Genomic DNA, 13,263 nt, shown 5'->3' on the forward strand with positions numbered 1-13,263 from the left:
CTAATTTTTTTTAGTTGTCTTGAAATACCAAATATTGAACCAGATTACAGCTATCGAGGCAGACAGTATAGCAATACTAGAAACGAATCCAGAGCCCATCCCGAAGCCTTCGGGAGCTATACAGATATATGTTGTACAAACAGCCGTCATAAATATAGCCGGAAGATAGGTCACATAATAATAGTGTCCTTTCTTCTCACGCACCAGATAGACCGTTATCGCCCAAAGCGTAAAGACGGATAATGTCTGGTTAGTCCATGCGAAGTAGCGCCAAATCATGTCAAAGCCCTCTTTGTCGCGCAGACTGTAAAGTAACAGGCCGATAGCGACGAGAAACATCGGAATACATATATATAAACGGCGGCGCATAGATTTTTGTTCCATCCCCAGAAAGTCCGCCACAATGAGACGGGCGGAGCGAAAAGCAGTGTCACCACTGGTGATGGGAGCTGCAATCACACCCAGTATGGCAAGCACACCGCCCACAACTCCGAGCCAGTTTTTGGTGATGGCATCTACCACTACAGCAGCGTTATTCTCACCCATTCCATTTTCATGAAAGAAGTAAGTGGCGGCGGCAGCCCATATCAGGGCAACAATACCTTCGGTAATCATGGCGCCATAGAACACGGGGCGACCGTAGCGTTCGCTTGTCATACAACGTGCCATCAGCGGGCTTTGCGTGGCATGGAAACCACTGATAGCACCACAGGCAATACTGACAAACATCATAGGAAAGATGGGAAGTGCAGCAGCATCGGGATGCGTGTTCTGCAATCCATCCCAGATTTCCGGCAAGGCGGGATGCTTCACATAGAGCATCACCAATATGCCCACAGCCATAAACAGCAGTGCGGCAGCAAAAACCGGATATATCTTGCCGATAATCTTATCAACAGGCAACAGGGTGGCAAGAATATAATAGACGAACACTACGATAATCCAAAAAGTAGCGTCCATATAGGCAGGTGTGAGCTTAGCCAACAATCCGGCAGGACCGGCTACGAAAACGGCTCCCACCAATATCATCAGCAGCACGGTGAAACCACGCATCACCTGTTTGGTAGTCATTCCCAGATAACGGCCTATAATCTCCGGCAGGCTTTCGCCACCATTACGCAGGGAGAGCATGCCCGCCAGATAATCGTGTACAGCACCGGCAAAGATACTGCCGAGCACAATCCACAGATAAGATGCGGTTCCAAATTTGGCTCCCATGATAGCACCGAAGATAGGTCCTAATCCGGCAATGTTGAGAAATTGTATCATGAAAATTTTCCAGGTAGGCAGAGGAATATAGTCCACCCCGTCAGCCTTAGTCAGAGCAGGTGTCTTGCGATCGTCCGGACCGAAAATCCGTTCGACAAAACGCCCGTAAAGAAAATAGCCAGCTATCAACGCCAGCAGGCAGAGTGTAAATGTAATCATGGCGTGTCAATTGATTAATTTTAATGGTCACAAATGTAACAGTTTCTAAGGAAACTGCACAACTTTCTCAAGTGTTTTACTTATCTTCGCCGCTAAAAATAACAGAAAAAAAGAAGTAAATGACAGATATATAAATTCATCATATCATGAAACAGCTATTACTTACTATACTATTCATAACATTTATCCTGCCTCTTGCTGCTCAATCCGGCGGCGAAACACCTGCCCATCCGCCCAAATACGAGGTACGTGCCGCCTGGGTGACTGCCGTCTATGGACTGGACTGGCCCCGCTCCCGCGCCACCACCCCCGAAGGCATCCGGAAGCAGAAAGCAGAACTTATCGAAATACTGGACCGACTGAAAGCCGCCAACTTCAATACCGTTCTGTTTCAGACACGTACACGCGGTGACGTGCTCTACCGTTCAAAGATAGAGCCTTTCAACTCCATCCTGACCGGAAAGATCGGTGGAGATCCCGGATACGACCCGTTGACTTTCGCTGTGGAAGAATGCCACAAGCGTGGAATGGAATGTCATGCCTGGATGGTAGCTATTCCGCTGGGTAACCGCAAACATGTTACTTCTTTGGGTAAAGAATCCGTAACCCAAAAGAAATCCTCTATCTGTGTGCCTTACAAACGGGAATATTTCCTCAATCCCGGACACCCGGAAACGAAAGAATACCTGATGAACCTCGTTCGCGAAGTAGTGATGAACTACGATGTGGATGGTGTTCACTTCGACTACCTGCGCTATCCGGAGAATGCTCCGCGCTTTCCCGACACTTACGATTTTCGCAAATATGGCAAAGGCCGTGACCTTGCCCAATGGCGCAGGGATAATATCACCGAAATTGTCCGCCATCTCTATAAAGGTGTGAAAGCCCTGAAGCCGTGGGTGAAAGTAAGCACCTGTCCCGTAGGCAAATATCGTGATACTTCCCGTTACCCCTCTCGCGGTTGGAATGCTTTCCATACCGTTTACCAAGATGCACAAGGCTGGCTGGGTGAAGGCATTCAGGACCAGATATATCCAATGCTCTATTTTCGTGGCAATCATTTTTATCCTTTCGTCCTTGACTGGCAGGAACAGAGCAACGGGCGTCAAATCATTCCCGGTCTGGGCATCTATTTCCTTGATTCCAGCGAAGGCAACTGGACGCTGGACGAGGTGGAACGCCAGATGAACTTTATCCGTGCCCATAAACTGGCAGGACAAGCCCACTATCGTGTGAAATACCTGATGGACAATACGCAAGGATTGTATGACGCTTTAGAAGAGGACTTCTACACCGCCCCTGCCCTGCAACCCGCCATGCCCTGGATAGACAATGTGCCGCCAACAACTCCCACTAATCTCATTGTCGCCCGGCAACCGGATGGATATATCCATCTGAGCTGGATGCCTTCCATGGATAATGATAAGCGCAATGTACCGACTTACGTCATCTATGGTTCGGATACCCATCCGGTAGATACATCCAATCCGGAGAATATCATTGCTCAGCGTGTACAAGGAACGGAATACACTTATGCTCCCGTTCGTTTGTGGACTGCAAAGAAATACTTTGCAGTCACTGCCGTGGACCGTTGCGGCAACGAGAGCGAAGCGTGCAGATAAATCTTAAAGTTCCGGCTATATCCGCATGTAAGCTCTATACCTGCTTTGAGGAGTTATCGGCGTCAAAGCCAGATAACCGGAAGACACTCTACCGTTCTCCACTATCAGAGGATAATCTTTTGTATCCTGCTCATGCTGTGTCCGTAGCGCTTCATTAGAAGAGTAATAATCAATAGAAAAAAAGCCCTCACTGTCTGGAGTAACAAAATTTTTGTAAAGTTGATGCGCAACAATCCCCATCGTCATGCGCACGTTGACCTCAACATGTGGATGGATGGCATACGGATGTTCGCCTTCCTGCCGGCAAACCATCATATCCACGCCCAAAGGTCCTGTGTACGATTCACCATAAATAGTCTCAAGACCTTTCTGTAAGCACTCACGTATATTTACCACTGCCTGCAAAGGGACATATTGCCGCAACCACTGCTCTACCTCCACATCCGAAATCAGGATATTGCCGTGATAAGCCCCCTGTTCGTTGGTAATGAACCGTGAATAACCGGTGAAAAGTATCTTTCCCTGGCCGTCAGAGTAAAATTCCATAGCAAAATCCCCCACCTTATCATATATAGGCTCTACAATGATAGCCCCATGTTCATTCAGTTCACGTTTACACCAATCGGCGGTAGCTTTAGTAAGTCCGCGGCGACACCAGCGCAATCCCTTTCCGCTACCCGACCATATCGACTTAAACACATAACTTCCACCGAAGCCTTTAGCTACCACATCAGAAAACACCTCCTTTCCGTTCCCTTCTACCAGACGGTGTTTTCCACAAACATAGTCCACTTTATGAACATCGAAAATGAGACAAAGGAATATGGTGTGGACACGGGAAGATAACCCACGATATTCACTAAGATCATCCGTCGTCAGCAGCTTCCGTACTGCAATACCGCCTTTCAGCATACGCTTACGAAAAGCCGGATTCCATCCCCACGGCATAATCTGAGAATCTGCGTAATCAGGTAACTCCGGTTCGGTAACCAACTGCACAGAGAGCGAAAACACATTCTTCATCCTCTGCAGAAAATCAGCGTTATAGGCTGAAGGGGCAAGCACTGCACTGCCGGGCTGAGCATACCAGATAGGTAATATAGCAAGATCCTGAGCCATGCGGCGAGCAGAAGCGGGAGCCATATAATTCTCCTCATTGTTAGCCATTGCCATGTCTGTGTCAGGGTTAAATACGTAGAGTTTCATACAATATATTGTTCTTAATTAGGTTTGAGGGTGCAAATTTACATAATATTTGCCATCTCTACTTTGCAATTCTATAAAAAAGACGTATATTTGTCGCCCGATAAACCGAATTTAACAGCATGGAAGCATTCTACCGCACACACGCCTATCTTGTTGAGCATACCAATGCCCCTGTTCGCCGTGACCTCATGGACGAGATTAACTGGAACGACCGTCTCATCGGTATTAAAGGAACGCGTGGTGTAGGTAAAACCACGTTTCTGTTGCAATACGCTAAAGAGAAATTCGGTACCGACCGCTCCTGCCTTTTCATCAACATGAACAATTTTTATTTTTCCTATTTCAGCATCGTTGATTTCGCTTATGAATTTCAGCGCCGCGGTGGAAAAGTGTTGTTGATAGACCAGGTATTCAAGCATCCGGACTGGAGCCGGGAGTTGCGTATGTGCTACGACCGTTTCCCAAATCTCAAAATCGTATTCACCGGTTCGTCCGTAATGCGACTGAAAGAAGAGAATCTGGAACTGCGGGACATTGTGAAAAGCTACAACCTCCGTGGTTTCTCTTTCCGTGAATATCTGAACCTGCAAACCGGAATGAAGTTCCGCGCTTATACGCTGGAAGAGATTCTGAGCAATCATGAGCAGATAGCCAAAGGTATCCTCTCCAAAGTACGTCCGTTGGATTACTTGCAGGATTACCTGCATCATGGTTTCTATCCTTTCTTTCTGGAGAAGCGCAACTTCTCGGAAAATCTGTTGAAAACCATGAATATGATGGTAGAAGTAGACATACTACTTGTCAAGCAAATCGAACTGAAATATCTTCCGAAAATAAAGAAACTGCTCTATATGCTGGCAGTGGACGGACCGAAAGCCCCGAACGTAAGCCAGTTGGCAAACGACATACAGACTTCCCGTGCTACGGTGATGAACTACATCAAATATCTGGCAGATGCACGCCTTATTAATATGGTATATCCCAAGGGAGAAGAATTCCCCAAGAAACCATCAAAGATAATGATGCATAACTCCAACCTGATGTATTCCATCTATCCCGTGAAAGTGGAAGAACAAGACGTACTAGATACTTTCTTCGCCAACACCTTGTGGAAAGACCATAAAGTGAACAAAGGCGACAAGAATATATCGTTCCTGGTGGACGATGTGATGCCTTTCAAGATTTGTCCGGAAGGTATGAAGATAAAGAACAACCCCGGCGTAACCTACGCCCTGCATAAGGCTGAGATAGGACGGGGTAACCAGATACCACTCTGGATGTTCGGCTTTTTATATTGAGATTTATTCACTTAATAATAATTCAATTTAGTTATGACTAAACAGAAGAAATTCATTACTTGTGATGGTAACCAGGCTGCTGCGCATATCTCGTATATGTTCTCTGAAGTAGCTGCTATCTACCCCATCACTCCCTCTTCTACGATGGCTGAGTACGTAGACGAATGGTCTGCCGCAGGACGCAAAAACATCTTCGGCGAAACAGTATTGGTACAGGAAATGCAATCGGAAGGCGGCGCTGCAGGTGCTGTTCACGGTTCATTACAAGCCGGTGCACTGACAACTACTTACACCGCTTCCCAGGGGTTGTTGCTGATGATTCCGAACATGTACAAGATTGCCGGTGAATTCCTGCCTTGTGTGTTCCACGTATCTGCACGTACGCTGGCTTCTCATGCTTTGTGTATCTTTGGTGACCACCAGGATGTTATGTCTACCCGCATGACCGGTTTCGCTATGTTGGCAGAAGGTTCCGTACAGGAAGTTATGGACTTGTCCGGTGTTGCTCACCTGGCAACTATCAAAGCTCGTGTACCGTTCGTTAACTTCTTCGATGGTTTCCGTACTTCTCACGAAATCCAGAAAATTGAAATGCTGGAGAACGACGACCTCGCTCCGCTGATTGATCAGAAAGCTTTGGCTGAATTCCGTGCCCGCGCACTGAATCCGACAAGCCCGGTTGCACGTGGTATGGCTGAAAACCCCGACCACTTCTTCCAACATCGTGAGTCTTGCAATAACTATTACGAAGCAGTTCCTGCTATTGTAGAAGAATACATGAATGAACTGTCTAAGATTACAGGTCGTAAATACGGTTTGTTCGATTACTACGGTGCCGAAGATGCAGAACGCGTGATTATCGCTATGGGGTCTGTAACGGAAGCTGCTCGCGAAGCTATCGACCACTTGGTAGCTAACGGTGAAAAAGTAGGTATGGTTGCCGTACACTTGTATCGCCCGTTCTCTGCTAAACACTTCCTTGCTGCTGTACCTAAGACTGCCAAGACTATTGCAGTTCTTGACCGTACGAAAGAACCGGGTGCTAACGGCGAACCGTTGTACCTCGATGTAAAAGACTGCTATTACGGTGCAGCTGATGCTCCTGTAATCGTAGGTGGCCGTTACGGTTTGGGTTCTAAGGATACTACTCCTGCTCAAATCATCGCTGTATTCAAGAATCTGGCTATGCCGATGCCGAAGAACCACTTCACTATCGGTATCGTGGACGACGTAACCTTCACTTCACTTCCTCAGGAAGAAGAAATCGCATTGGGTGGCGCAGGTATGTTCGAAGCTAAATTCTACGGTTTGGGTGCTGACGGTACAGTAGGTGCTAACAAGAACTCTGTGAAAATCATCGGTGACAACACCGACAAACACTGTCAGGCTTACTTCTCTTACGACTCTAAGAAGTCAGGTGGTTTCACTTGTTCTCACTTGCGTTTCGGTGATACTCCGATTCGTTCCACTTATTTGGTAAATACTCCTAACTTTGTGGCTTGCCACGTTCAGGCTTACCTGCACATGTACGATGTAACCCGTGGTCTGCGTAAGAATGGTTCGTTCTTGTTGAACACCATCTGGGAAGGTGAAGAGCTGGCTAAGAATCTGCCTAACAAGGTTAAGAAATACTTCGCTCAGAATAACATTTCAGTATACTATATCAATGCAACTCAGATTGCACAGGAAATTGGTTTGGGCAACCGTACCAACACTATCCTGCAATCAGCATTCTTCCGTATCACAGGGGTAATTCCTGTTGACCTGGCTGTAGAACAGATGAAGAAATTCATCGTTAAGTCTTACGGCAAGAAGGGTGAAGATATTGTAAACAAGAACTATGCTGCCGTTGACCGTGGTGGTGAATACAAGACTTTGGCTGTTGATCCGGCTTGGGCTAACCTGGCTGACGACGCTAAGGCTACCAACAATGACCCGGCATTCATCAACGAAGTAGTTCGTCCAATCAATGCACAGGATGGTGACTTGTTGCCGGTATCTGCATTCAAAGGCATCGAAGACGGTACTTGGTATCAGGGAACTTCTAAATACGAAAAACGCGGTGTAGCTGCTTTCGTTCCCGAATGGAATGCTGAAAACTGTATCCAGTGTAACAAGTGTGCTTATGTTTGTCCTCACGCTTCTATCCGTCCGTTCGTTCTGGATGCTGAAGAGCAGAAGGGTGCAAACTTCGAAATGCTGAAAGCTGTAGGTAAGGCATTCGACGGCATGACATTCCGTATCCAGGTTGACGTTCTCGACTGTCTGGGTTGCGGTAACTGTGCCGACATTTGTCCGGGTAATCCGAAGAAGGGTGGCAAGGCTTTGACCATGAAGCATCTGGAAAGCCAGTTGAACCAAGTTCCTAACTGGGATTACTGTGCTGAGAAGGTAGCAAGCAAACAACATCTGGTTGACATCAAGGCCAACGTGAAGAACTCTCAGTTCGCTACTCCGTTGTTCGAGTTCTCAGGCGCTTGCTCCGGTTGTGGTGAAACTCCGTATGTGAAGTTGATTACTCAGTTATTCGGTGACCGCGAAATGGTGGCTAATGCAACAGGCTGTTCTTCTATCTACTCCGGTTCAGTACCTTCTACTCCTTATACTACGAACGAAAAGGGTCACGGTCCTGCATGGGCTAACTCACTGTTCGAAGACTTCTGTGAGTTTGGTTTAGGTATGGAACTCGCTAATGAAAAGATGCGCGACCGTATCGTGAAACTGTTCAACCAGATTCTAGAAGGCGAAAATGCTCCTGCCGAAGCTAAAGAAGTATTGAAAGCATGGATTGAAAACATGTACGATGCAGACAAGACTAAAGAACTTGCACCTCAGATTGAGGCTATCATCGAGCAAGGCATTGCTGCCGGCTGCCCTGTTAGCAAGGAACTGAAAGGCTTGACTCAATATTTGGTAAAACGCAGCCAGTGGATCATTGGTGGTGACGGTGCTTCTTACGATATTGGTTACGGTGGTCTCGACCATGTAATCGCCAGCGGTAAGGACGTTAACATCCTGGTTCTGGATACTGAGGTTTACTCTAACACAGGTGGTCAGTCTTCTAAGGCTACTCCGGTGGGTGCTATCGCTAAGTTTGCTGCTGCCGGTAAGCGTGTACGCAAGAAAGACCTCGGTCTGATGGCTACTACTTACGGTTATGTTTACGTAGCACAGATTGCTATGGGTGCTGACCAGGCTCAAACTCTGAAAGCAATCCGCGAAGCTGAAGCATATCCCGGACCGTCACTCATCATCGCTTATGCTCCGTGTATCAACCACGGCTTGAAGTTGGGTATGGGTAAGAGCCAAGCTGAGGAAGAAAAAGCTGTTAAGTGCGGTTACTGGCACTTGTGGCGTTACAACCCGGCTTTGGAAGCTGAAGGCAAGAATCCGTTCCAATTGGATAGCAAAGAACCAGATTGGGCTGGCTTCCAAGACTTCCTGAAGGGTGAAGTTCGTTACTCTTCTATGTTGAAGCAATATCCTACAGAAGCTGCTGAGTTGTTCCAGGCTGCCGAAGACAATGCTAAGTGGCGTTACAACAGCTACAAGCGTCTGTCTAAGGGTAACTGGGGTGCAGAAGCTGAATAATTTCAATAATTGAAATAAGAAATAATAAACTCTAAGAAATAAAGGCTGCACCGCGAACCGGTTGTAGCCTTTATTTGTTTCTAAATCAAATTAAAATAACAAACATTATGATTGGATTTATTATTTGGGTTATCGGTGTAGTACTTGCCATAAAGGCTGTACTCGAAATTATGAGATGGAATGTGGATGGAGTGAAAAAACTATTGGTTGCCATCCTTGTATTGCTGACTAGCTGGATAGGTCTGGCTGTCTATTACTTCTGGGGAAGGGAAAACTTGCCGCAGATGTTGAAATAAGCAAGTATTGTTGTAAACTGTAGTATCTCAAATTTCCCTCCTCCCCAGGAGCAGAATTTGAGATACTATTTGATTGATATTATTGACTGATAACTGTTCCTATCAGTTCCAGAACTTCCTCTTCCGTTCCACTGAACGGACCATAGCTTTGCAACTTCACCGAACACATAGCGGCAGCAAAGCAACCGGCCTCCTGATAAGAAGCGCCTTTATTACGCATATACAAATAACCAGCCATATACGTATCCCCACAGCCGGTGGCATCTGCCACGTTCTCTACCGGATAGGCAGGAATTTCATAAAAACGATTATCCGCGTAAATAAGCGAGCCTTTATCTCCTAAGGTCAATAAAACTTCCTTCACACCCCAAGCAGCCAGTTTGAGTGCAGCATCATAAGGGTCTGCGCACTGCGTAAGCACTTCCATCTCATGTTCATTGGCTTTCAGGATATGGATATACTTCAGAGCTTCCTCCTTTTCAGTCCAGTCCACCGCCAGCACTTCTTCACCCTGCACCTCACGCAAATAGCCTTGCACATCAAGAGAAAGCAAACCTTTGCCCGCAAGAGATTTAATGACCTCCAACGAGAAATCATCCGCCAACAGACTACCCAAGTGGTAAATGCTAGCATTCACATCCTGCAAACTTTCAACAGTAAAAGGGTCTGCTTTTGCTGTCACCCGTTGTTTCCGTTCGTTGGTATCCTCACCATAGATATTCTCAAAGCAGATGGAACGGGCACTAGGAAGCACTTTGACTTCAATGTCTTGTTTTCTCAAATCGTCCACCACCGACATCTCGCTATCCGCCAAAGCAGTGACAAGTTGGAATCCTTCTGTACTCAGATGTTTAATGGCATGTGCAAAATAGAAAGATGTTCCCCCCGGCATGTGCACTGTCTTTTTCGGAGTAACTACTTTATCCAAAGTAATATATCCAATGCAACAAAGATTGTATTTCATAAAATGTCTATTCCTTTTTCAGACTGCAAAAGTAGGCAATAATTATTGTTTCCTACCCTCTTACATCTACAAATTCTTTCTCTTTAAGAAATCCGTCGGACTTTCTCCGAATTGCTCCTTGTAACACTTCGTGAAATAAGAGGGAGAAGAGAAACCAACCTCATAAGCAATCTCCGCAATCGTCATCTCCGAAGATGCAAGCAAAGAAGCTGCCTTTTTGAGACGTGCCTGACGCAGTAGTTCATTGGGCGCATAGTTGGTGAGTGACTTCAATTTACGGTAAAGCTGCACACGACTCAATCCCATCTCCTTACCCAAATCTTCCACATTCATTTCCGGGTCTCTCATTTTTCCTTCCACAAGAGTCTTGAACCGGGAAACGAAATCCTTGTCCATATCACAGATATTCTCTTTCGCCAACGTTTGATTATCGCCGAAGAACTGGCGAAGCTGACGGCGGGAGTCTATCAGATTGCGAATGCGAGACAAGAGCAACTGCGAATTGAAAGGTTTGGATATATAAGAGTCCGCCCCTCCATTGTATCCCTGGATGCGTTGTTCGTCGAGCGAGCAGGCAGTGAGAAGGATAACAGGGATATGACAAGTCTGTAACTCGGTTTTCAGGCGGCGGCAACACTCCACGCCATCCATACCGGGCATCATTACATCAGAAACAATCACATCGGGAACATACTTCATGGCAAGGCGTATGCCTGTAGCTGCTTCCGGTGCGTCCAGTACATGATATTCTTCGGTAAGCAACGTCTTCACATAGTGGCGAATATCGGCATTATCATCAATAACCAACACTGTGGGACGCCCCGTTGCTCCTACCTCTTCTTCATCAACCGACAACTCACTTTCTACCAAAGTAGAGGAAACTTCCGCCTCTTCGACAGGCAGTGTCACCACGGTAGGATGATATTGAGAAATACTCTGAGCCGGAAGAAGGATGGTAAATGTCGTTCCCTTCTCATCACTCTGCGCAGTGATTTGTCCGCCATGCATCTCTACAAAAGCGCGGACAAGAGCCAGCCCGATGCCTGTGCCTGCCTGATGACCATCTATCTGATAGAAACGCTCAAAGATGGCATCCACTTCTTTGGAAGAAATGTGGCTGCCGGAATTGAAGACGGAGAAATGCAGACTCGTAGCATCAGCTTTCAATGTCACAGTTATCTTTCCATTCTCGGGAGTATATTTCACGGCATTGGACAACAGGTTGAAGTAGATACGCTCCATTTTCTCGCAGTCCGCCATGATGCGGAAATCCATGCCGGGCGTGGCCTCGAAGGAGAAAGATATATGTTTTTTCAGCAGAGCCATACGGAAAGAATCGTTCCAACCACGGAAGTTGCTTAATAAATCGAAAGGTTCTAAGTGTAGCTCCATACGCCCGTTCTCCACCTTGCGAAAATCAAGAATTTGATTGACGAGGCGAAGAAGGATATTAACGTTCTTCTTCATCAATTCCAGTAACTGGTGTGAACGCTCTCCGAGGGACTTGTCGTCGAGAAGTTGATTGATGGGGTCAGCAATCAGAGTCAGCGGAGTACGGAAATCATGAGAAACATTGGTAAAAAACACTAGTTTGGCGTGAGTGGCTGCTTCCAATTCATGGGAAAGTTGTTCCAACTGCTCCTTTTGCTGGATAAGTTGCTCCTTCTGTTGCGTCAACTGTTGCTTCTGTTCTTCCAGCTTCTCCTTCTGCCGGGAGAGTTCCCGATTCAAGCGGTTCTTAGTGCGCAGCGAAAGATAAACGGCAACCAACAGGCCGATAACCAGCAACAGCACCAACAGACTACCGAACAGCACCACCTGTTGCGTGGCGTAACGGTCAAGATAATGATTCATCTTTCCGTTCAGCGTCTCTATTTTTCCGTCAAGGGTGGAGATATGCGTGGTCTGCATCTGCATAATCTGGGCATTGGTACTGTCCACAACAGAGGTATTTAATATCGTTTCGCGCGGGAAGTCGCGTTTATTCAGAATGTCCATTGCTATCTGTATCACCCGGTCACCACCGGTGGGATAAATAAATGTGGCATCCAGTTCGCCTTTCAGCACTTGTTCCACACCATAACCTTCCCCGGGCAGAGCATCCGTACCAATGAAACGCATCTCTCCTGCCCTACCTTTCTGTCGGGCAACAGTATAAGCGCCTGCAGCCATCCGGTCATTCTGCGCATACACCACATCTATCTGAGGGAAGTGCGTCAGCAGCGTGTCCATTTTCTGTCCTGCCTCGGAGCGCAACCATCCGGCATCTTCACGAGCCAAGAGCTTAATGCCAGGGTAAGGGGAAATGGCGGAAACAAAGCCCTGATGGCGGTCCATCGCCGACGTGGAACCAGTCAGGCCGGATATCTCCACTACATTACCTTGTCCATGAAGCATATTAGCCACATAATGCCCGATGGCTTTTCCTAATTCATAATTGTCGGCACCTATATAAGCGGTGTATTTATCGGAAAGTATCTTGCGGTCGAAGACAATGACAGGGATGCCGCGGTCATATGCTTCTTCCACTACCGGGGTGATGGGGGCGGCTTCATTGGGGGCAATGACTAATAAATCCACCCCTTCCTCTATGAAATTGCGAATGTCCTCTATCTGACGGACATTATCATCCTTCACGGTGCGGATGTCGATTTCCACTTCATCATAGAAGAGCGCCTCACGGAGCAACTCGTTATTCATCTGATGGCGCCACTCATCGTCGCTGCACTGGGATACCCCGATACGGAAACGGGGCTCATGGCGAGCGCATGAGGCTACCAGTCCGAAGAGGGAGAGTAAAGTTAGCAACAAGTAAACATTGTATCTTCTCATTATCTTTTCCGTTGTTTTAAGTATCA

The 13,263-nt window shown here is 46.9% G+C and carries 8 protein-coding genes; 4 read left to right on the forward strand and 4 right to left on the reverse strand.

Annotation, left to right across the window (positions count from 1 at the left end):
• A complete protein-coding gene (locus tag HMPREF9447_RS26455) occupies positions 1 to 1,428 on the reverse strand; it encodes a carbon starvation CstA family protein (RefSeq protein ID WP_009132719.1) in 1,428 nt (475 codons plus the stop codon).
• Between the two features lie 146 nt (positions 1,429 to 1,574).
• Here HMPREF9447_RS26455 and HMPREF9447_RS26460 point away from each other — a divergent pair, with 146 nt between their 5' ends.
• The gene (locus HMPREF9447_RS26460) at positions 1,575 to 3,050 is read left to right on the forward strand and encodes a glycoside hydrolase family 10 protein (protein WP_009132720.1); all 1,476 of its coding nucleotides are present in this window, start codon (positions 1,575 to 1,577) and stop codon (positions 3,048 to 3,050) included.
• A 15-nt stretch (positions 3,051 to 3,065) separates the two neighbouring features.
• Here HMPREF9447_RS26460 and HMPREF9447_RS26465 read toward each other — a convergent pair whose 3' ends face one another.
• Entirely contained in the window at positions 3,066 to 4,256 is a 1,191-nt protein-coding gene (locus tag HMPREF9447_RS26465; protein ID WP_009132721.1) for a hypothetical protein, read from the reverse strand.
• 119 nt (positions 4,257 to 4,375) lie between these two features.
• On the opposite strand from HMPREF9447_RS26465, the gene HMPREF9447_RS26470 reads away from it, so the two are divergent.
• The 3 genes from HMPREF9447_RS26470 (at position 4,376) to HMPREF9447_RS26480 (ending at position 9,441) form a co-directional block, all read left to right on the forward strand.
• Entirely contained in the window at positions 4,376 to 5,554 is a 1,179-nt protein-coding gene (locus HMPREF9447_RS26470; protein ID WP_009132722.1) for an ATP-binding protein, read from the forward strand.
• Positions 5,555 to 5,587: 33 nt separating this feature from the next.
• Positions 5,588 to 9,145 (forward strand): pyruvate:ferredoxin (flavodoxin) oxidoreductase, encoded by a 3,558-nt coding sequence (nifJ, locus tag HMPREF9447_RS26475; protein WP_009132723.1) that lies wholly within the window; start codon positions 5,588 to 5,590, stop codon positions 9,143 to 9,145.
• A gap of 107 nt (positions 9,146 to 9,252) precedes the next feature.
• Positions 9,253 to 9,441 (forward strand): hypothetical protein, encoded by a 189-nt coding sequence (locus HMPREF9447_RS26480; RefSeq protein WP_009132724.1) that lies wholly within the window; start codon positions 9,253 to 9,255, stop codon positions 9,439 to 9,441.
• 79 nt (positions 9,442 to 9,520) lie between these two features.
• On the opposite strand, the gene HMPREF9447_RS26485 is transcribed toward HMPREF9447_RS26480, so the two are convergent.
• A complete protein-coding gene (locus HMPREF9447_RS26485) occupies positions 9,521 to 10,405 on the reverse strand; it encodes a PfkB family carbohydrate kinase (RefSeq protein ID WP_009132725.1) in 885 nt (294 codons plus the stop codon).
• A 66-nt stretch (positions 10,406 to 10,471) separates the two neighbouring features.
• Complete coding sequence (locus HMPREF9447_RS26490; RefSeq protein ID WP_009132726.1) at positions 10,472 to 13,237, reverse strand: substrate-binding domain-containing protein; 2,766 nt, start codon at positions 13,235 to 13,237, stop codon at positions 10,472 to 10,474.
• Between the last annotated feature and the right edge of the window lie 26 nt (positions 13,238 to 13,263).

It is taken from the genome of Bacteroides oleiciplenus YIT 12058, from assembly GCF_000315485.1.
GTDB lineage: Bacteria > Bacteroidota > Bacteroidia > Bacteroidales > Bacteroidaceae > Bacteroides > Bacteroides oleiciplenus.